At 64.4% G+C, this 18,743-nt stretch carries 22 protein-coding genes; 14 read left to right on the top strand and 8 right to left on the bottom strand.

What is annotated here, in order from left to right; genetic code table 11:
• Positions 1 to 87 precede the first annotated feature (87 nt).
• Positions 88 to 900, bottom strand: a complete 813-nt coding sequence (gene qcrC / locus ACWF5H_RS06230; protein WP_452035619.1) for a cytochrome bc1 complex diheme cytochrome c subunit — start codon at positions 898 to 900, stop codon at positions 88 to 90.
• Between the two features lie 81 nt (positions 901 to 981).
• The gene (ctaE, locus tag ACWF5H_RS06235) at positions 982 to 1,620 is read right to left on the bottom strand and encodes an aa3-type cytochrome oxidase subunit III (protein WP_364647528.1); all 639 of its coding nucleotides are present in this window, start codon (positions 1,618 to 1,620) and stop codon (positions 982 to 984) included.
• A 148-nt stretch (positions 1,621 to 1,768) separates the two neighbouring features.
• On the opposite strand from ctaE, the gene trpD reads away from it, so the two are divergent.
• Positions 1,769 to 2,821: an anthranilate phosphoribosyltransferase gene (trpD, locus tag ACWF5H_RS06240; RefSeq protein ID WP_364647530.1), complete on the top strand. Its 1,053-nt coding sequence runs from the start codon at positions 1,769 to 1,771 to the stop codon at positions 2,819 to 2,821.
• 101 nt (positions 2,822 to 2,922) lie between these two features.
• On the opposite strand, the gene ACWF5H_RS06245 is transcribed toward trpD, so the two are convergent.
• Together ACWF5H_RS06245 and ACWF5H_RS06250 are read right to left on the bottom strand one after the other, a co-directional pair.
• Entirely contained in the window at positions 2,923 to 3,201 is a 279-nt protein-coding gene (locus ACWF5H_RS06245; RefSeq protein ID WP_127512606.1) for an Lrp/AsnC family transcriptional regulator, read from the bottom strand.
• A gap of 43 nt (positions 3,202 to 3,244) precedes the next feature.
• A complete protein-coding gene (locus ACWF5H_RS06250; protein ID WP_452035621.1) occupies positions 3,245 to 3,652 on the bottom strand; it encodes a DUF3054 domain-containing protein in 408 nt (135 codons plus the stop codon).
• Positions 3,653 to 3,739: 87 nt separating this feature from the next.
• Here ACWF5H_RS06250 and ACWF5H_RS06255 point away from each other — a divergent pair, with 87 nt between their 5' ends.
• The 3 genes from ACWF5H_RS06255 (at position 3,740) to ACWF5H_RS06265 (ending at position 5,290) form a co-directional block, all read left to right on the top strand.
• Positions 3,740 to 4,111, top strand: coding sequence for a VOC family protein (locus tag ACWF5H_RS06255; protein WP_452035623.1), 372 nt, complete (start codon positions 3,740 to 3,742; stop codon positions 4,109 to 4,111).
• A 70-nt stretch (positions 4,112 to 4,181) separates the two neighbouring features.
• The gene (locus ACWF5H_RS06260) at positions 4,182 to 4,769 is read left to right on the top strand and encodes a sigma factor-like helix-turn-helix DNA-binding protein (RefSeq protein WP_452035624.1); all 588 of its coding nucleotides are present in this window, start codon (positions 4,182 to 4,184) and stop codon (positions 4,767 to 4,769) included.
• Positions 4,766 to 5,290 (top strand): hypothetical protein, encoded by a 525-nt coding sequence (locus tag ACWF5H_RS06265; protein ID WP_452035625.1) that lies wholly within the window; start codon positions 4,766 to 4,768, stop codon positions 5,288 to 5,290. The genes ACWF5H_RS06260 and ACWF5H_RS06265 overlap by 4 nt, the downstream gene beginning before the upstream one ends.
• A gap of 16 nt (positions 5,291 to 5,306) precedes the next feature.
• Here the strand turns inward: ACWF5H_RS06265 and ACWF5H_RS06270 are convergent, their stop codons facing one another.
• Positions 5,307 to 6,053, bottom strand: coding sequence for an ANTAR domain-containing protein (locus tag ACWF5H_RS06270; protein ID WP_452035626.1), 747 nt, complete (start codon positions 6,051 to 6,053; stop codon positions 5,307 to 5,309).
• A gap of 174 nt (positions 6,054 to 6,227) precedes the next feature.
• On the opposite strand from ACWF5H_RS06270, the gene ACWF5H_RS06275 reads away from it, so the two are divergent.
• From ACWF5H_RS06275 to ACWF5H_RS06290, 4 genes are all read left to right on the top strand, one after another.
• Entirely contained in the window at positions 6,228 to 6,545 is a 318-nt protein-coding gene (locus tag ACWF5H_RS06275; protein ID WP_452035627.1) for a hypothetical protein, read from the top strand.
• 17 nt (positions 6,546 to 6,562) lie between these two features.
• The gene (locus tag ACWF5H_RS06280; RefSeq protein WP_452035628.1) at positions 6,563 to 6,805 is read left to right on the top strand and encodes a hypothetical protein; all 243 of its coding nucleotides are present in this window, start codon (positions 6,563 to 6,565) and stop codon (positions 6,803 to 6,805) included.
• A gap of 55 nt (positions 6,806 to 6,860) precedes the next feature.
• Entirely contained in the window at positions 6,861 to 7,337 is a 477-nt protein-coding gene (locus ACWF5H_RS06285) for a VOC family protein (RefSeq protein WP_452035629.1), read from the top strand.
• 170 nt (positions 7,338 to 7,507) lie between these two features.
• On the top strand, positions 7,508 to 7,753 hold the full coding sequence (locus ACWF5H_RS06290; protein ID WP_452035630.1) for a hypothetical protein: 246 nt from the start codon (positions 7,508 to 7,510) through the stop codon (positions 7,751 to 7,753).
• 63 nt (positions 7,754 to 7,816) lie between these two features.
• Here the strand turns inward: ACWF5H_RS06290 and ACWF5H_RS06295 are convergent, their stop codons facing one another.
• Positions 7,817 to 8,794, bottom strand: coding sequence for a S1C family serine protease (locus ACWF5H_RS06295; protein WP_452035632.1), 978 nt, complete (start codon positions 8,792 to 8,794; stop codon positions 7,817 to 7,819).
• Positions 8,795 to 8,992: 198 nt separating this feature from the next.
• Here ACWF5H_RS06295 and ACWF5H_RS06300 point away from each other — a divergent pair, with 198 nt between their 5' ends.
• The 4 genes from ACWF5H_RS06300 (at position 8,993) to ACWF5H_RS06315 (ending at position 12,500) form a co-directional block, all read left to right on the top strand.
• The gene (locus tag ACWF5H_RS06300; RefSeq protein ID WP_452035634.1) at positions 8,993 to 9,355 is read left to right on the top strand and encodes an ArsR/SmtB family transcription factor; all 363 of its coding nucleotides are present in this window, start codon (positions 8,993 to 8,995) and stop codon (positions 9,353 to 9,355) included.
• Complete coding sequence (locus ACWF5H_RS06305) at positions 9,352 to 9,828, top strand: SRPBCC family protein (RefSeq protein ID WP_452035635.1); 477 nt, start codon at positions 9,352 to 9,354, stop codon at positions 9,826 to 9,828. The genes ACWF5H_RS06300 and ACWF5H_RS06305 overlap by 4 nt, the downstream gene beginning before the upstream one ends.
• A 147-nt stretch (positions 9,829 to 9,975) precedes the next feature.
• The gene (locus ACWF5H_RS06310; protein ID WP_452035636.1) at positions 9,976 to 11,355 is read left to right on the top strand and encodes a glutamate decarboxylase; all 1,380 of its coding nucleotides are present in this window, start codon (positions 9,976 to 9,978) and stop codon (positions 11,353 to 11,355) included.
• A gap of 512 nt (positions 11,356 to 11,867) precedes the next feature.
• Entirely contained in the window at positions 11,868 to 12,500 is a 633-nt protein-coding gene (locus ACWF5H_RS06315) for a LysE family translocator (RefSeq protein WP_452035637.1), read from the top strand.
• 979 nt (positions 12,501 to 13,479) lie between these two features.
• Here ACWF5H_RS06315 and ACWF5H_RS06320 read toward each other — a convergent pair.
• Together ACWF5H_RS06320 and ACWF5H_RS06325 are read right to left on the bottom strand one after the other, a co-directional pair.
• The gene (locus ACWF5H_RS06320; RefSeq protein ID WP_452036053.1) at positions 13,480 to 15,828 is read right to left on the bottom strand and encodes an ATP-binding cassette domain-containing protein; all 2,349 of its coding nucleotides are present in this window, start codon (positions 15,826 to 15,828) and stop codon (positions 13,480 to 13,482) included.
• Between the two features lie 219 nt (positions 15,829 to 16,047).
• Positions 16,048 to 16,989: a 5'-3' exonuclease gene (locus tag ACWF5H_RS06325; RefSeq protein ID WP_452035638.1), complete on the bottom strand. Its 942-nt coding sequence runs from the start codon at positions 16,987 to 16,989 to the stop codon at positions 16,048 to 16,050.
• 187 nt (positions 16,990 to 17,176) lie between these two features.
• Here ACWF5H_RS06325 and ACWF5H_RS06330 point away from each other — a divergent pair, with 187 nt between their 5' ends.
• Positions 17,177 to 17,953, top strand: a complete 777-nt coding sequence (locus ACWF5H_RS06330) for a hypothetical protein (protein WP_452035639.1) — start codon at positions 17,177 to 17,179, stop codon at positions 17,951 to 17,953.
• Between the two features lie 69 nt (positions 17,954 to 18,022).
• The coding region (locus ACWF5H_RS06335) for a peptide deformylase (protein ID WP_452035640.1) at positions 18,023 to 18,743 on the top strand (721 nt) is incomplete at its 3' end.

The following is an 18,743-nucleotide window of genomic DNA, read 5'->3' on the forward strand; positions in this document are numbered from 1 at the left end:
CCTCTCATCCTTCTCTAAATAGTTCAAAAACATATATGACTGTTGACGCTTCTGCGGCGGCCCTTGCAGGCCGCCGGTGAGCGAAGGTTAGGAAGACCGCTGGGTCAGCCAGATGGTGAATGCGATAACGATTCCCAATCCGGCAGTCCACATCAGCAGACCTTCGGATACCGGACCGAGCGAGCCGAGCGAGAAGCCACCCGGGGTGCCCTGTTCTTCAATCGTCTTCAGGAAGGCGATGACATCGCGCTTCTCCTCGGGGGAGATGTTCGCGTCGCTGAACACCGGCATGTTCTGGGGGCCGGTGGCCATGGCTTCGTAAATGTGTGCTTCGCTGACGCCGGCCAGGGCGGGGGCGAACTTGCCGCGGGTCAATGCACCGCCAGCGGCGGAAGCGTTGTGGCACATGGCGCAGTTGACACGGAAGATTTCGCCGCCGGCGGCGGGATCTCCCTTAGCGACGTCGAGCAGGTCTTCCTCGGGAATGGCCGGGCCGGCGCCGAGGGAGGCCACGTACGCAGCAAGCTGCATGGTCTGCTCTTCGGAGAACTGGTTCGGCTTGGCCTGTGCCTGCGGTCCGGACATCTGCATCGGCATGCGGCCGGTGCCCACCTGGAAGTCGACAGCGGCGGCGCCGACGCCGATCAAGGCCGGGCCCGCCTGATTGCCGTGTGCACCCTGAGGGGCCCCGACAGCACCAATTCCGTGACAAGTTGCACAGTTGGCCACGAAGAGCTTTTCGCCCTCTTCGATGTCCTGCGCGGAAAAGTTGGTGGTCTGGGCCTTGGCCTCGTTGACATTGCCGGCGACGGCGTACAAGCCGCCGGTGACCAGCAATCCCAAGAGCAACAGGGCAACGGCCGCCAGGGGGTGTCGTCGCCTCTGGGAGAGTGCCTTCACTTGATGGTTCCTAACTCTGCGGTGCGTGTGCGTAGATGTTCGGCCGGGGCGGTCCTGCAGCAGCGTGCAGGCTCTGGCCGTCTACTTCAGGAAGTAGATGATGATGAAGAGCGCGATCCACACGACGTCGACGAAGTGCCAGTAGTACGACGTGACGATGGCAGACGTGGCCTCGAAATGACCGAACTTCTTGGCGACGTAGGCGCGGCCGATGATCAACAGGAAGGCGATGAGCCCGCCCGTGACGTGAAGGCCGTGGAAGCCGGTGGTGATGTAGAACGCTGATCCGTAGGCGTTGGAGGACAGCGAGACCCCCTCGGAGACGAGCATCGCGTATTCGTAGGCCTGGACGGAGACGAAAATGGCGCCGAGGAAGAACGTCAAGAGGAACCACTCGACCATGCCCCACCTGGCGATATTGAGGAGACCGCCGGTACGGCGGGCCTGCAGGCGCTCAGCGGCGAAGACGCCGTACTGGCAGGTGAAGGAGCTGGACACCAGAACAATGGTGTTCGCCAGCGCGAATGGAACGTTCAACTTTTCGGTTTCAATCGCCCACATCTCGCCGGAAGTGGCGCGGAGGGTGAAGTACATGGCGAAAAGACCGGCAAAGAACATCAGCTCGCTGGAGAGCCACACAACGGTTCCGACAGAAACCAGGTTGGGGCGGTTCAGCGTTGGATGCGCCGGGGTACTGGGGGCGTGGGTTGCAGTTGTCACAAGGCCATTATGTCTATAAATCCGCCCAGTTCACCAATGCATTCGAACGCCCGGCGCGGCGTTTCGGTTCCCAACCCGCAGGATTCCGCGGAACCGCGCGGAAGTTAACAATCCGGAAGTTTCTACAAAACGTAGATAACCTAGTGAAGTGACGACGGAACCGAACGCTCAGAACACACCCACCTGGCCGGAATTGATTTCGGCCCTGATCTCGCGGCAGGACCTCACTGCCGCTCAAACCCAGTGGGCGATGAACTCCATCATGTCCGGCGGGGCCACCGACGCGCAGATGGCTGGGTTCCTGGTCGCGTTGCGCGCGAAGGGCGAGACAGTCGATGAGCTAACCGGGCTGGTCGAGGCGATGGTCGGCAATGCCCGGCCAATCGAGATTCCGGGCGAGAAACTGGATATCGTCGGCACGGGCGGTGACCGGCAGAACACGGTCAACATCTCGTCCATGGCAGCCTTGGTCTGTGCCGGGGCCGGCGCGCGGATCGTCAAGCATGGGAACCGGGCTGCGTCGTCGTCCTCCGGTTCAGCCGACGTGATTGAAGCACTCGGGGTCCGGCTCGACCTCCCGGTGGACCGGGTAGCGCAAACAGCCGTGGACGCGGGAATCACTTTCTGCTTTGCCCAAGTCTTCCACCCGTCGATGCGTTACGCGGGGGCTGTCCGCGGGGAGCTCGGCGTGGCCACGGCCTTCAACTTCATGGGGCCGATGACCAATCCGGCGAACCCCACGGCGGCGGCCATCGGCGTCGCGGACGCCCGGCTGGCACCGTTGATTGCCGGCGTACTGGCTGCCCGCGGCATCCGCGCGCTCGTGTTCCGTGGCGGGGACGGGCTGGATGAGCTGACCACCACAGGTCCTTCATCGGTATGGGAGGTCCGCAACGGTGCCGTGACGGAGCACGAATTGGAACCGTTGGACTTGGGCATCCCTCGGGCCACGCTGGACGATCTGCGCGGTGGCGACGCCGCCGCCAATGCCGAGGTGGTGCGCCGGGTGTTGGCAGGCGATAAAGGACCGGTGCGGGACGCCGTCGTCCTCAATGCCGCTGCCGCACTGGTTGCCAACGACGTATCGGCGGACGCACCGCTGCTGGACCGGCTGGCGGACGGTCTGGAGCGCGCCAACGAGGCCATCGACAGCGGGGCCGCCGCCGGAGCGTTGCAGCGCTGGATCGACGTAACTCGCTGATACCTGCAGGCTGACCGGCCGGCAACGCCGCTCAAACTAAATGCCCCGGACGCCAGGACTACGTGGACTGGCGTCCGGGGCATTTCTGCGGGCGGAAGGCCCTATTCGAATCCGAGCGAGAACGCGGCATCCAAATCATGCTTGGAATAGGCGCGGAAGGCGATGTGTGTAGTGGTGGCCTGCACACCTTTAACTTTAGACAGGCGGTCGGCGATGACGTCGGCCAGTTCGTCGTGTTTGGCAACTCGGGCCACAGCGATCAAGTCCCATTCGCCGGTGACCGAGTAGACCTCGCTGATGCCCTCGAGCTCTGAGATTTCCTGGGCACACTCCGGAATTCGGGTTGCGTCGGTCCGGATGAGAACGAATGCTGTAGCCACTGCACTGCCTTTCTGCTGGAGCGGGATCTTCCTATCACCGAGGTTATTCCACCCGTCGGCGGAAGCGTAGTTTATTGAACAGCGCGGCCAGCGCGCGCCATCCCAGTAGCAGTGCCCCCAGCACCAGGAGCGTCACGATCTGGAATGACAGGGCAAGCCCACCGCCTGCGAGGCCGCGCAGGGCGAGACCCAAGACCACTGCTGCCAGCCAGACGACGACGCCGGTGGGCCAGAGGGCGGTCGGCCGGCGCCAAGCGCGTGAGGCGGCCCAGCCGATGAGTGCGCCGATGAGGAATGGGGCAGCGGTGACGAGGATGCCGATGGCGGCCAGCCCGTGTTCATGCGTGTTTCGGCCGGCGGCGGCAAAAATGACGATGGCCGCCAGATCCAGGGCCAGTGACCCTGCGACCAGCGGGAGGCCCGCGCGAAGCCGGGGAGAAGTTTCAATCACCACTCCACACTATCGGGCGGAGGCGGGCGTACGATTCGGCTGAAGAGCCCCCGGCGCGGAACTGGGGCCGACGGACGGAGGACGGACATGAAGCTGGCTCAGGTCGCCTTGGGCGTGCAGGACCTCGGGCGCGCGACCGCTTTCTACACCGAACTGCTGGGCCATCCTCCGGCCGGCACCTTCGAGCCGCCGGGGCTGGTGTTCTTCGATCTCGAAGGCGTCAGGCTGTTGCTGGAGGTCGGTGCGCCTGCGGCCCTGTTGTACCTGCAGGTGGACTCGGTCCGGACGCAAATAGAGGAACTTCGCGTGCGCGGGACGCCGGTTATCGAGGAGCCGCACGTGATCTTCCGGCACGCCGACGATTCTTTGGGACCCGCGGGAACGGATGAATGGATGGCTTTCGTCCGCGACTCCGAAGGCAATCTTCTGGGATTTGCCAGCCACGAGCCGGCGGATTAGCGGCTGAAGGTTGCCGGCGCGGCTACAACCCTGCATACTTGTACGACCCACTACAAGGAAGCAGGGTTGTATGTTTGTCTTAACGGTGGACCAACGCCGGTCCCGAAGCCGCGAGGATCTGGTCCGGGAAGCGCTCGATGTCCTGAACACCGATCCTGCCCGGCCGCTGCTTCGTGGCTTTGAGCGGACCGCCGGTGATGAGATGCAAGCGGTGGCCGCCGACGCTTCCGTGGCAATGGAGATTGCGCTCGACCTGGCTGCCAGCAACAACTGGAGCGTGGGCATTGGGATCGGCAGGGTTGATGAACCGCTGCCGGAATCAACGCGGGCGGGTTCCGGCGAGGCGTTCGAGCGGGCACGGGAAGCAGTGACCGCGGCCAAAACCTCGCCGGGAAACATCGCCGTCGCCGGTGCGCGAGTGGAAGCCGGGCATGCCGAGGCGGTGCTGCAACTGTTGGTATCCGTGGCACGCAAGCGCAGCAGGGAGGCCCGTGAAGCCGGGGAGCTCAGTGATCAAGGACTCACCCAACAGCAAATCGCCGACAGGCTGGGGATAACGCAGCAAGCTGTCTCAAGCAGGCTGCATAGTGGACTCTGGCACGAATGCCGCCGGGGGCAATCGGCTGCACAAGCACTGCTGGAAGGAGCTGATCGATGAGCGCGGTGGCACTGATACTGCTCTGCGTGGCCGCCGCCATGGCCGGCCCGATGTACTTTGAACGGTTCCAGGGGGCCGGAAACCGCTTGCTGTACGCTGCCAGCGCCCTCTCGCTGCTTCTGCTGGGGGTTGCCGCGCTGTTGGCTGTGCTGGGTCCGGGCGGGCTGGGGCCTGTCGCCTATGCCTTGGGCGTGGCGGCGGCCGCGATCGGCGGCGGCCCGGCCACGGTCACCATCCTGCGGCTCTCGTTCAATGCGTCCCACCCGGATAACCACAGCGATCCGGAAGAGTCGCCGGTTCTGCGCGGCGGAGCCTGGATCGGAGTGCTCGAGCGCACGGCCATTGCCTCGACCTTGTTGGCCGACTGGCCTGAAGGCCTGGCGGTTGTCCTGGCAGTTAAAGGCCTGGGCCGGTATTCGGAACTCGGCCAGTCGGGGGCTGCCGAACGGTTCATCTTGGGCACATTTGCCAGCGTGTTGTGGGCCGCTGCGGCCACCGGAATTGCGGTGCAGGTGCGCTGATTCGGTGCGCCGCCGGTCAGTCCTCAAAGCGCGTAGCGGCGCCGGCCAGCGGTTCGACGATGCCCTGTGCCACGTCTCGAAGTTTGACGTTGCGAGCGTTTGAAGCACGGCGCAGGATCTCCATGGCCTGCATCTGGCTGCAGGAGTTCTGCCCCATGACAATCCCAGCGGCGAGGTTGATGGTGGTGCGGGACTCCAACGCCGCAACCAAATGCGCCGTCCGCTTAGCCATCCGGTCCAACTTTTCCGCGAGCAGAAGCGGTTTGGCCGCGAGCCGTGCATAGGTGGACACCGCCGCAAGAACCGCTTCGGAGAATGCCTGACCCCGGCGCTGATAGCAGGACATGACCGCCCCCAAGCCGCCGTCGTCCACCCGGAGCGGTACCGCCAGGACGGAGCCGATCCCGGCCGATGCCGCATCGGCCATCACCTCGTTCCAGCGTTGCTCCCTCCCGACGTCGGACACCAGTACGGCGGCTCCCGAGCGCAGGGCACTCAGGCCCGGGCCGTCGTCGTACTTGGGTTGGTACTCCGCCCATGACGTCGGCCCGTGTCCGGGTGACGTCGGGCTGTACGTGGACGAAACCGTGCCGTCCCTGGGTCCGCGCAGCACCAGCACGCTGCAAGTCACCTCTCCGCGTTCGTCAATCACCGCGGCGGCATGCTGTGCAAGCTGGTCAAGAAAATCCTGCAGATCGTCGCTGTTGAGCAGCGCGTCCTGCATCGAGTCGACCAACTGCGTTTCTAATTCGGCCTCACTCATGGCAGCCACCCAGGCAGGGCGGGCCATCGCCTGTGGGCATCCAGCCCGCGTTTCGTCCGTTCCGAAACATTATGACGCGCTTTGTTGCCTATGTCACACACGTCCTCTTATGATGGTGGCCGGTCAAGGAGCGGCCATGGGGAACTCTTGAGGGGACTGACAATGGATCCCAAATTGCGTGTAGTCGTTCATGTGGACATTGACCGGGAATCCGCCCAGATCGAAGTGCGCGGACATGTGACAACCCGAAACATCGTGGCGCTCTATTCGCTGGTCCGGCGCACCAGTGCACTGGCGTCCGGCCTCGGCGTCACCATCAACCTGCAGCACGCTCGCATTGAAGCTGCAGCACTTGAGGAGCTGCACGATTGCAGCGCCAGCGAGCATCTGCCCGGTTATGTGGCCCCGGCGGGGGAGGGCTGCAGGCTGCGGGTCATCGATCCGCCAGGCACCCGGGCCGCCGTCCTGGCCATGGCCGGCTCCTCGGGCTGAGCCGGGGGGAGGCCGACATGACGCTGACCGCCGGTGGGCGTTCCGCCCAACCCAGTCCGGACGTGCCGAATACACCCGATTGCCAGCACTGTGGCACTGACCAATATCTCATCGTCGAGGAATTCACGCCGTTGCGCCTGCTTCCGGATGGGCAGCGGGTGCCGGCCAACGCCAGCTACAGCTGCAGCCGATGCGGATCATTCAGCGGTCACGAAGTACCCGATTCGTGGACGCCCGTCGGTTGGTTCTGGTACGCCTGACGCATTTGGAACCGCCAACACATCCGGTACGTCCACTACAGGGGAGTAACCCATCATGCAGAAGATCACACCGTGCCTCTGGTTCGACGGCGAAGCTGAGGAAGCGGCAAGGTTTTACGTCCAACTGTTCAAGAACTCCAACATCCTCGACGTCACGCACTATGGCGAGAGCGGGCCAGGCTCGGAAGGGCAGGTCTTGACCGTCGAGTTCGAGCTGGACGGTCAGAGCTTTACTGCGCTGAACGGGGGCGCGCAGTTCACGTTCAACGAGGCGGTGTCAATGCAGGTGGACTGTGAGGACCAAGCGGAGGTGGACAGGCTCTGGGATGCCTTGACCGCGGACGGGGGAGTCGAGAGCCAGTGCGGCTGGCTCAAGGACAAGTACGGATTGTCCTGGCAGATCATTCCATCGGCGCTGCCACGGCTGATCGGCGGACCGGATCCGCAGAAAGCACAGCGCGCCATGGAGTCGATGCTGCAGATGAAGAAAATCGACATCGACGAACTGCAGCGCGCTTACGACGCCGGCTAGCGGCATTTCCCGGTGGGTGCGCCTGCCGCGGAAGGGCCCCTAGCCGTCCATCTTGGCTGGCCATCAGTGCCCTTTAAGGCCTGCAGCCGGCGGCCCGGCCATAGCCGCCAGGCGGCCGGAATGGCGCTAACACCCTTGTGGCTTCCGTTACGCGGGCGTATACCGTAGATATGTTTACTCCGGTTGGTCCGTTAGTGCATTGGCTCGAATTTTTTGCCTGGGGCATGGCTCTTGTGGGACTGGTGGTCTTCCTGCTCGCCGCGGATTCGATAGCGTTTTCGCACCCCCACGGCGAACGGCTGACTCAGGATCACTCCAGGCACGTCACGATGCTGGTTGCCGGGTGGCTTGTCGTCATCGGCGCGGTGACCGGGTTCGTCCTGACAGCAATGGCCGTGTGGAACGGCGGCTACTGAAGGCGCAGCCCTGAGGACGGGGCGGCCTACGCCGCTCTCTATGACTGTGCACAGCGGCCGTGTCTAGGTGGTTTCTGACATTTCCACTGGCAGGGCTATGACATCCACCAGGGCTCCTGACCTCAGGACGGTCAGGGGAAAGGGAACGCCGATGGCGTCGGCGAAGAGCAACTTCTGGAGGCTTTCCGCACTGGAGACATGACGTCGACCGGCGTCCACCACAAGATCGCCTGGCTTGATCCCGGCGCGGTCGGCGGGGGAGCCGGCAATGACCTCAACAACTCTCAGCGCATCCCGCTGTCCCGAACGAAGAGCCATGTGCGCCGGAAGGCGTACCGGCGTGCTCACCAAGCCGAGATAGGCGCGCCGAACCCTGCCGGCGCTCATGAGCGCCGAGATGATGCGGCGCGTTGTGGCATTGATGGGAACCGCCAGCCCAAGGCCTGTACCGGCGACGGCGGTATTGATCCCGACGACGCGTCCCCGGCTGTCGGCGAGGGCGCCGCCCGAGTTGCCCGGATTGAGCGCTGCGTCTGTTTGAATCACGTCCTCGATGACGTGCCGGCCACGACTCGTCCGGGTGGGAATCGAGCGTCCAAGCCCGCTGACAACCCCGGCGGTGACCGATCCCGCCAGCCCGAGGGGATTGCCCACCGCTATGACGAGTTGGCCCACCCGCAGCGATTCAGCGTCCCCGAGCTCTGCGGGCGGAGGCGTCGTCGCCAGGCCGCGAATGACGGCAAGGTCGGACAACAGATCGGCGCCGATAATCTCGATCTCCGTGACTTCACCATTGGCGAAGGCGGCAGAGCCAGCCGTGGCACCCGCAACAACGTGGGCGTTCGTCAACATGTAGCCATCATGGGTGAAGACCACAGCGGAACCGCTGCCAACCAGGGCCCGGCTGCCGTGGCCGTTCCTCACCTCTATGGCAGCGACGTGCGGGGTGACGATTTCGGCAACACGCATCACAGTCTGCGAGTAGGTGTCCATCGGATCGTGGTCTGCGGAACGGTCCGGGCCCATTCCATTGGTGTCCATGGAATTCCTTGAGTACGTCGGGTAATAGTGGAACGGTTTTGAATTCAGCAGTAATCCAGATGCTGGTACGCCGTCAGTGAACGTTCCCACCGTGCGCGGAGGACGAGATGGGCAGTCCACATCCAGCAGAAGACGCAAGGGCGACATGACAGATACTTAGCCCTTGTGCTTAGTGTTCGGCAGGCGTAACTTAGCCGTATGGCTCAGTCTTCGGCGCAACTCGACGGTGTATTCCAGGCCCTTGCCGATCCGACCCGCCGTGCCGTGCTCGCCCGGCTGGGGGCGGGGTCGGCCAGCATTGGCGAGTTGGCGGCTCCGTTCGACATGGCGCTGCCGTCGTTCATGAAGCACATCCGCTACCTCCAGGACACCGGGTGGATCACGACGCGCAAGACCGGGCGGGTGCGGATCTGCACCCTCGTCCCGAAATCCTTTGACGATGTCGAGGCCTGGCTCAGCGACCAACGACGCCTCTGGGAAGCGCGCACCGACCGACTCGAGCACTTCGTCACCACCACGCAGGATGTCAGCACAAGGCCAGATAAGGAAGCATCGACATGATCACCACCGTTCACCCGGAACTTGACCTGACCGTCTCCCGCATCATTAAGGCCCCACGTTCGGCCGTCTGGAAAGCTTGGGCCGATCCCCGGAGCTTTGAGCAATGGTGGGTTCCCCAGCCGGCGGTCTGCCGTGTGCGGGACATGGACCTCCGCCCCGGTGGCTCCTTCCGCACCGAGATCAGCCAGGACGGCGGTGCGTTTGGCCCCCACATCACCGGCTGCTTCCTCGCCATCGATGAGCTCGAGCGAATCGTCTTCACGGACGCACTCGTCGTCGGATGGCGCCCCGCAGAAGCATCATTCCTGACCGCCGTTATTACTATGAAGGAACACACCGACGGAACCGAGTACACGGCCACCGCCATGCACCGCAGCATCGCCGACCGTGACCAGCACGAACAGCTGGGCTTCTACGAAGGCTGGGGCACGGTCATCCGTCAGCTCGCCGAGCGCGTCGAGTCGCGTGCGTAGCCTGTGGTTCTCTTTCACCCTCATTGGGTGACGCCTGCCCCCACCGGACGCCTTAGCTTGAAGGGGTGTGACGGACCAGCCGTGGTCCCTCGCGAAACCTCTCTCAAGGCTTCCGCCGTAGAGCGGGTGGCCAGCTAAGGAGAACCGATGTCACCCAAATTCCAGCCGACGGACGCCGACGCGGCGCTGTTCGGCAACCGATTCGTCACCGAAGAAGTGCCGAGCCGCGAGTTTCCGGAGGCCGGCATTCCTGCTCAGGACGCTTTGCGGCTGGTGGCGGAGGACCTGGCGCTGGAGGGGGATCCGGCCCGGAACTTGGCGACCTTCGTGACGACGTGGATGGAGCCAGAGGCCCAACGGATCATAGCCGAGAACCTGCACCGCAATTTCATTGACCATGCCGAATATCCACGCACGGCTGAGATCGAGCAGCGCTGCATTCGGATGCTGGCCGATCTCTTCCATGCCCCCGGCGAGACGACGGGAGCCCGAACGCAGGGATCGTCCGAGGCGATCATGCTCGGCGGCCTGTCACTGAAGTGGAATTGGCGCAAGCGCCGCGAGGCCGCCGGTGCGTCGGTGTCGAGCCCGAATCTGGTGTTCGGCGGGGACGTTCATGTGGTCTGGGAGAAGTTCTGCCGTTACTTCGACGTCGAGCCGCGGATCGTGCCGCTCCGGCCGGGAAAATACACGATAGGGCCAGCCGATGTGCGGGCCCATGTTGACGAGAACACCATCGGCGTCGCAGCGGTGCTGGGCACCACGTTCACCGGGCACAAGGACGACATCGTCGGCATCAACGACTTGCTGCTGCGGATCAAGCGCGAGCGGGACCTCGATGTGCCGTTGCACGTGGACGCGGCCAGTGGGGGATTCGTCTGGCCCTTCCTGTACCCGGATTCCGAGTGGGATTTCAGGCTTGAGCAGGTCCGCTCGATCAATGTCTCCGGACATAAGTTTGGACTCGTCTATCCCGGCATCGGTTGGCTGATCTTCCGTGAGAGGGCCGATCTAGCCAAAGATCTGGTGTTCGAGGAGAACTACCTCGGCAAGACCGATTCAACATTCACGCTGAACTTCTCCACCGGCTCGGCTATGGTTCTCGCCCAGTACTACAACTTCGTGCGCTACGGCCGCGCCGGCTACGCCTACATCATGCGCAACATGCAGGCCAACGCCGGGGTCCTCGCCGATAAGTTGGAGGCCATGGGGCTGTTCGAGATCATCGGACGCGCCGAGGAGCAGCTTCCGCTGGTCGCATTCCGGCTCGCCGATGAGACTGGGTACGACGAGTTCGACATTGCGTGGCAGCTAGCGGCAGAGCGGGGCTGGATGGTGCCGGCGTACACCATGCCGCCGGATGCCCAGGACGTAACGATCATGCGGGCCCTGGTGAAGGAAACGCTGAGCCGGGAGCACGTTGATACGCTCGCCCGTGACATCGAAGAGGCGTGTAGCACTCTGGCGAAGAAGGGCGGGGCGCACGAGGCCGAACGGCAGAAGATCGTCACCGGACCCGGCCACTGACCCAGTGCACCTGCTGACACGTTCCGGGATGTTTGGCCGCACGGTGGTCAGCGGGTGGAAGGCTTCCACCTTGTGGCCGACAGCCATTGCGACAAGTTCAGTGACCCACCGGTGAGGTTTCTGGTGGCCTCGCAGTCCGCTTGGAAGGCGGGCAGCTCGGCAAACCATATGAACATCGCTTGTGCGACGCCGCGGGCTTCAAGGGCTTGGGCCTTCTTGGAGTCGGGGCGGCGGATCAGGCACGGACCCGGACGCCCTGGTCGAGAAGCGCGTCGGCTGTGGACCCGCCCTGTTTGCCGGTGGCGGCGAAAACGCCGTAGATGGGAGCTTCTTGGGTAGGCATGAAAGGCTCCGTTCTAAACCATTGGAAGCCGACGTGGAAGCACCCTGCGGCAAAACTGCGAGACGCCGGCCACACGGGCACAGCGAAACAGGGGGACAGGCCGGTGCCGCCCCGTCGGGGGAGCGCTTCTCAGTAAGCGTTCGAAACGGACCGAGAGTATGGTTCAGTCATGGTTCCGTTTGAGAGCTTCTTCGCATTCGCCGTCACAGCGGCGGTGATCATCGTGATTCCCGGTCCTAGTGTGCTCTTCACCATCGGCCGATCCATCGCCTTCGGCCGCCGGGCGGGAGTCTTGAGCGTCGCAGGCAATTCTCTCGGGATCATCCCCGCAATTCTTGCCGTCGCCTTCGGTGTCGGCGCCATCGTGGCGGCCTCTGTCGTTGCGTTCACCGTCCTCAAGATCGCTGGTGGCCTTTACCTTGTCTGGCTCGGCATCCAAGCTATTCGCCACCGCCACGCACACGTATCGGGAGCATCCCGGGCCCCAGCGTCCTCCTGGAAGTTGCTGCGCCAAGGCTTCATTGTCGGTTTCACCAACCCCAAAACCCTTGCCTTCTTCCTCGCCGTGCTGCCGCAATTCGTCGACCCCGCCGCGGGCGCGGTGTGGGCACAACTCCTCCTTCTCGGGCTGACCTTTCAGGCGATCGCGCTCGTCTGCGATAGTGTGTGGGCCCTCGCCGCTGGCACCGCCCGAGCATGGTTCGCCAAATCACCTCGACGAAGCTCCACGCTGTCGGGCTCGGGCGGGGTGATGATGATCGGCCTCGGCGGAACACTCGCACTCACCGGCTCCAAGAATTGACCTGCACGCGGCGATGACCATAAGTGCGACCCGCTAGAGCTCCTGAGTGACGGCGCGAACGATTTTGGCCCGGACAAGCTGTCTTGTGCAGGCTTGCCGTTCTTTGTCTTTAGCTGACTTAGGAAGGTGAGCCAAGCCCGTGGAGTCCGCGCACCCAACCGCCTGGATGGTGGGCAGGAGGATGTCGAGGATCTTCGGTCGTAATCCACGCACAGCGGGACTGGTAGGCGGCCGCGCCGGGGGAGCGCCGATGGTTTCGGACGGTGCTGATGAAAATGACCATGAGCCAAACCTCGGTCCGCAGCGGCCCCGCGCCGTCAAAGCTCGCCGACCTTCTCCCGGCACAGGGCTAGGAGTTGACAGGGACGCGTGCCTGCTGCCTGGGGTTCAGTTTGTCCGGGCCAAGCGACACTCACGATAGGGCTTAGTCCAACTGGATTGAAGGGCGGCGCCGCAGATCCAGCGCGATGCCAGAACTGCGTCCGGAGGGCTGATCAGGCCCGGGAGCGGTGACGGCTGTTTTACTTGACATAATGTGGATTATCGGCGTTATAAAAAGGGTCGGGCGGGGAGCTTTGTGTCGGCGGTATGGCAGCTGACTCTCTGACTGCGGCGACCTACCTGGACCGCCGAAGATCCGCGGATTTCCTCGGCAACAACGCATCGCCAGCCGGCTGTCTCGAATCGACGCCGTGTTGTATTTGCGGGCGAAAGTTGCCACGCGGACACGTTTGCCTGGATGCTGACTGTGCCAACGCTGACAGGATGATTCCATGTGCGCCGACATGTCTGTGCAGCTCCTGGCGTCTGTGAACCGTGTTGAGATGCCCGTGTTGCAGCCGTATTTCCCTACGACCCAGCAGGCACGGCCCTTTGGACCGGCCCATCCGCGGCCCGGCCGGCTGACCATCGCTAGGTTGACATAATCCTGCGCCATGGTTGGACGCTCATGGCGCAGGATTATCAGGCAACTGCAGTATCAGGCTCCGACGTAGGCAGCCAGGTGTTTGCCGGTCAGGGTGGAACGGTCGGCAACCAGTTCGGCGGGTGTGCCTTCAAAGACGATCCGGCCGCCCTCGTTGCCGGCGCCCGGTCCCAGATCGATGATCCGGTCTGCATGTGCCATGACGGCCTGGTGGTGCTCGATGACAATGACCGATTTGCCGGAATCCACTAGCCGGTCCAGCAGGCCAAGCAGTTGCTCGACGTCGGCCAGGTGAAGCCCGGTGGTTGGCTCGTCGAGGATGTAGATGTCGCCCTTTTCAGCCATCTGTGTGGCCAGCTTGAGCCGCTGCCGCTCTCCCCCGGACAAAGTGGTCAGTGGCTGGCCCAATGTGAGGTAGCCGAGGCCGACGTCCGTAAGCCGGTCCAGGATCTTATGTGCCGCCGGCGTGCGCGCCTCGCCGGAGCCAAAGAACTCCTCGGCCTCGGTCACGGACATCGCGAGCACTTCCGCTATGTTCCGCTCCCCCAGCGTGTACTCCAACACTGCGGACTGGAAGCGCTTGCCTTCGCATTCCTCGCAGGTCGACTCGACGGTCTCCATGATGCCGAGGTCGGTATAAATCACGCCGGCGCCGTTGCAGACCGGGCAGGCGCCTTCCGAGTTCGAGCTGAAGAGCGCCGGCTTGACGCCATTGGCCTTCGCAAACGCTTTCCGGATCGGCTCGAGCAGCCCTGTGTAGGTGGCCGGATTGCTGCGCCGGGAACCGCGGATCGCGCCCTGATCCACCACCACCACCCCTTCACGGCGGGCCACCGAGCCGTTGATCAGCGAGCTCTTGCCGGAACCGGCGACACCGGTGAGGACGCAGAGAATTCCGAGCGGGATATCGACGTCGACGCTTTGCAGGTTGTTCGTGCTGGCGCCGCGGACCTCAAGGGCGCCGCGGGCCTCGCGGACGGAATCTTTGAGCCTCGCCCGGTCATCCAGGTGCCGCCCGGTCAGCGTGTCGCTTGCGCGCAAGCCTTCGACGCTGCCCTCGAAGACTACTTCTCCGCCCGCCTTGCCGGCGCGGGGGCCGAGGTCCACCGTGTGGTCGGCGATCGCGATGGTCTCCGGCTTGTGCTCGACGACCAGCACGGTGTTGCCCTTGTCCCGCAGCTGCAGCAACAGTTGGTTCATCCGCTCGATGTCATGGGGGTGCAATCCGATGGTGGGTTCGTCGAACACATAGGTAACGTCCGTGAGCGACGAACCGAGATGGCGGATCATCTTGGTGCGCTGCGCCTCTCCCCCGGACAGTGTGCCCGAGGGCCGGTCAAGGGAGAGGTAGCCGAGGCCGATTTCGGTAAACGAGTCGAGCAGATGCTGCAGCCCCGAGACCAGCGGGGCGACCGAGGGGTCATCCAGTTTCCGGACCCAGTCGGCCAGGTCGGTGATCTGCATCGAGCAGAGGTCCGCGATGTTCTGCCCCTTGATCTTCGACGACAGGGCCTCCTGGGCCAGCCGGGTGCCGCGGCAGTCGGGACAGGTGTCAAAGGTGATGGCCCGGTCCACGAAGGCCCGGACGTGGGGCTGCATAGCTTCTCGGTCCTTGGAGAGCATCGACTTCTGGATCTTGGGGATGAGCCCTTCATAGGTGAGGTTGATGCCCTCCACCTTGATCTTGGCGGGCTCGGCGTAGAGCAGCTGATGCAGCTCCTTCTTGGTGTACTTGCCGATGGGCTTGTCCATCGGCAAGCCGGCACCGCTGAAAATGCGGCCATACCAGCCATCCATGCTGTAACCCGGGACCGTCAGGGCTCCCTCGGACAGCGACTTGGTGTCGTCGAAGAGTGCCGTCAGATCGAAGTCACTCACCGATCCCATGCCCTCACAGCGTGGGCACATGCCGCCCAGCCGGTTGAACGTGGCCTTTTCGGCCTTGGTCTTGCCGCCGCGCTCTACGGTAATGGCACCGCTGGCCTTCACCGACGGCACGTTGAACGAATACGCGTTGGGCGAGCCGATGTGCGGGTCCCCCAGCCGGCTGAAAAGAATCCGCAGCATGGCGTTGGCGTCCGTGACGGTGCCGACGGTGGAACGCGGGTTGGCGCCCAGCCGTTCCTGGTCAACGATGATCGCGGTGGTCAGCCCTTCGAGCACGTCGACCTCGGGGCGGGCCAACGTCGGCATGAAACCCTGCACGAAGGCGCTGTACGTCTCATTGATCATCCGCTGGGACTCCGCGGCGATGGTGGCGAACACCAGCGAACTCTTGCCAGAGCCGGAGACACCGGTAAAGACCGTCAGGCGGCGCTTGGGGATCTCAACACTGATGTCCTTCAGGTTGTTCACCCGCGCGCCCTGCACGGTGATCAGGTCGTGGCGGTCCGCAGCGTGCATCGGCCCGGGCTGCGAGTCCGTCGTGGTGGCCGTGCTCACTGTGTCTCCATCTGTAGGGCGGGGTCACCGTTGCGGTCTCCGGCGGTGAAGATATCCATGACGGTAATGCTAGCTGTGGCGTGGGCGCGGGCGCTTCTCCATTCCTGACCGGTCTGGCCGGGCGCCCGCGGAGAACCCGGGCGCCCGCGGGAACACCCGGCGTGCCCGGGCGCGGCACGGTCAGGCGGAGGCGTCGCCGACCGTCGCCAACGCCTTGCGGGCGCGGCCCAGCGGCCCACTGATGTTCAGCTCGCTGCCGAGCCGATCAAGCCGTTCCGCCTGGTCGCCCTCGGGTGCCCGCAAGCGCCCGTCAAAGCCGCCCAGGTCAAGGTCCCGGACAACGTTGACAACGGTGGGCGCCACCTTGAGATAGTCGGCGGCCTCGGCAATCTTCGCCCGGAACCGACCGGACATCTCAGCGTTCGGGTCCGCCGCCGCAGCAATTATCCCGGCCAGGCTGCCATGGTCCTTCAGCAGCCCGGCCGCGGTCTTGTCGCCGATGCCGGCGACCCCCGGCAGGCCGTCCGAGGTGTCTCCGCGCAGTGTAGCGAAGTCCGCATACTGGACCGGCAGTACGCCGTACTTGCGCACCACTGACACGTCCGTGAGGACTTCCAGATTGCTCATGCCCCGGGCGGTGTAGATCACGCGGACGTCGCGCTCGTCGTCTACCAGTTGAAACAGGTCCCGGTCCCCGGTCACGATGTCGACGGGGACGTCGGCTTGGGTGGCAAGGCTGCCGATCACGTCGTCGGCCTCATGATGGTCAGCCCCCACGACGGCGAGGTCGAGGGCGGCAAGCACCTCACGGATCAGCGGCAGCTGGTCCACCAGCCCCGGCGGCGTCTCTTCGACATCGACGCCGCCCGGCACGGTGGCGGCCACGCGGTGGCGTTTGTAGGTAGGAATCAGCTCGACCCGCCAGGCGGGACGCCAGTCGTTGTCCCAGCAGGCGACCAGTTGGGTGGGCCGGTAGTCGGTGACCAGCCTGGCCACGATGTCGAGCAACCCGCGCACGGCATTCACCGGCGTTCCGTCCTTGGCCTTGATCGAGTCGGGCAATGCGTGGAACGCCCTGAAATACAGCGATGCGGTATCGAGGAGCATGAGTCGTTCGTCCATTAAGTGCCCTTTCGCTGCTGGCGAGGACCAAGTCCACCCGAGTTGGTACTACCTTAGTGGCATGGATCACGGCCGCCGAAGGAATGCGAACTGTTCGGTGCTGCTGATGCTGGCGGCCGCTCTGCTCTCTGCCTGTACTGAGGCTCCAAGAGAACTGTCGCCCGCCACCCCGGCGGATAACCATCCGGTGTCCGCAGCCGTGGACCAGGGCCGCGCCCATTACACGGACCGTGTGGTCAACCTGCTGATCACGAACATTTCCCGGGACCCCGTGCTGGTGACGGCTGCCACGCTGCATTCGGCGCTGTACGAAGGAGCTGCGGATTGGAAGCCCACGCGCACCGGCGGGACCAGGGTCGCGGCCGGTTCGACGGTCAGCCTGCCCGCGGAGCTGCCGCCGGCCCAGTGTTCGAACGGTCAGCCGGCGGAGGTTTCGGCGCATCGGATGACGGTGACGATGGACAGCGAGCGGTCCGGGCTGAGCACGGTGGAAGTCCGCGCAAGCGATCCGCACAACGTGCTCTCCCGCAACCACTCCGAGGACTGCCTGGCGCAGGCCGCGGCGTCGGTGGCCGAACTCCGGGTCGACCGGACGCTGAAAGTACTCCCCGGCAGCGGCTCGGCAGTGGTGGGGATAGACGTGGAACCGACCGGTGGGAAGGAGTCCATGGTCATCGAGTCCTTTGGCACCACCACACTGCTGGACGAGGACGGCAAACATGCCTGGCCCCGGAACCTCCGCGTGCACGGAACGGACCCGGCGTCCCGCCTGAGCCTGCACCTTGTGCCCACGCGCTGCGATCAGCATGCCCTGGCCGAGGACAAGCTGGGCACCCGGATACCGGTGAGCATCGCCGCGGGGAAATGGCATGGCATCCTCCGCTTGGACGCGGGCCACGAGTTTGACCGCGCGGTGTACAGCTTCATCACGGAAGCTTGTGCGGCGGCCGGCCAGCCGGGCTAACGGCCGGCGGTCTGTGCCGCACGCCTGAAGGGGCTCCTCGGGCCGTGCCAGGGCCTACACTTGAGGGCTGTGACCGACTACTCTGCCGAGCAACTGCGCGATCTAGTCCAGGCCCTTGCGGCTTCCGGCGAACCTGCCCCGATCCTTCAGATCGGCGAACCGGTGCTGCGCCGCCAGGCAGCCACGTTCGACGGGCAGCTGGACACTGCCGACCTGGCCGCATTGTTGGAGCTGATGCGCCGGACCATGCAGGCCGCCCCAGGCGTCGGACTTGCAGCTCCGCAAATTGGGGTGCCGCTGCGGATTGCGGTTCTTGAGGACCTCTTCGAGGCGGAACCTGAGATCGCCGAAGCCCGCCAGCGCTCCCCACTTCCCTACTTCGCGATCATCAATCCGTCCTACCGCGCCGTCGGCGCGGAAACGGCCGCCTTCTATGAGGGGTGCCTGAGCTTCGCCGGATTCCAGGGCGTAGTGGAACGGCACCGCAGCGTCGAACTGGACTATGACCAGCCCGACGGCAACCACCGGCGCGGGAGCTTCTCCGGTTGGCAGGCCCGGATCGTGCAGCACGAAACGGACCATTTGTCCGGCACCATCTACGTGGACAAGATGCTGCCGCGATCACTCTGCGGCAACGCCGAGTACTTCCGCTACTGGGCGCAGCCAACGGTTGATCAGGCGCGGGGGGGGGGGGGGGGGGGGGGGGGGGGGGGGGGGGAGAAGGGGGCAGGTCTGGGGAAAGGGGTTTTTTTTTGGTGCGGGGGTAGGAGACCCCGCTGTTTTTTTTTTT

The sequence above is a fragment of the Arthrobacter sp. NPDC055138 genome (assembly GCF_053607305.1).

Excerpts from the sequence above, each read along its gene's own strand:
- ACWF5H_RS06255 (WP_452035623.1), top strand. The coding sequence starts at position 3,740 with ATGAAGCTGGCTCAGGTCGCCTTGGGCGTGCAGGACCTCGGGCGCGCG.
- ACWF5H_RS06260 (WP_452035624.1), top strand. The coding sequence starts at position 4,182 with ATGTTTGTCTTAACGGTGGACCAACGCCGGTCCCGAAGCCGCGAGGAT.
- ACWF5H_RS06265 (WP_452035625.1), top strand. The coding sequence starts at position 4,766 with ATGAGCGCGGTGGCACTGATACTGCTCTGCGTGGCCGCCGCCATGGCC.
- ACWF5H_RS06270 (WP_452035626.1), bottom strand. The coding sequence starts at position 6,053 with ATGAGTGAGGCCGAATTAGAAACGCAGTTGGTCGACTCGATGCAGGAC.
- ACWF5H_RS06280 (WP_452035628.1), top strand. The coding sequence starts at position 6,563 with ATGACGCTGACCGCCGGTGGGCGTTCCGCCCAACCCAGTCCGGACGTG.
- ACWF5H_RS06285 (WP_452035629.1), top strand. The coding sequence starts at position 6,861 with ATGCAGAAGATCACACCGTGCCTCTGGTTCGACGGCGAAGCTGAGGAA.
- ACWF5H_RS06290 (WP_452035630.1), top strand. The coding sequence starts at position 7,508 with ATGTTTACTCCGGTTGGTCCGTTAGTGCATTGGCTCGAATTTTTTGCC.
- ACWF5H_RS06295 (WP_452035632.1), bottom strand. The coding sequence starts at position 8,794 with ATGGACACCAATGGAATGGGCCCGGACCGTTCCGCAGACCACGATCCG.
- ACWF5H_RS06300 (WP_452035634.1), top strand. The coding sequence starts at position 8,993 with ATGGCTCAGTCTTCGGCGCAACTCGACGGTGTATTCCAGGCCCTTGCC.
- ACWF5H_RS06305 (WP_452035635.1), top strand. The coding sequence starts at position 9,352 with ATGATCACCACCGTTCACCCGGAACTTGACCTGACCGTCTCCCGCATC.
- ACWF5H_RS06310 (WP_452035636.1), top strand. The coding sequence starts at position 9,976 with ATGTCACCCAAATTCCAGCCGACGGACGCCGACGCGGCGCTGTTCGGC.
- ACWF5H_RS06315 (WP_452035637.1), top strand. The coding sequence starts at position 11,868 with ATGGTTCCGTTTGAGAGCTTCTTCGCATTCGCCGTCACAGCGGCGGTG.
- ACWF5H_RS06320 (WP_452036053.1), bottom strand. The coding sequence starts at position 15,828 with ATGCACGCTGCGGACCGCCACGACCTGATCACCGTGCAGGGCGCGCGG.
- ACWF5H_RS06325 (WP_452035638.1), bottom strand. The coding sequence starts at position 16,989 with ATGGACGAACGACTCATGCTCCTCGATACCGCATCGCTGTATTTCAGG.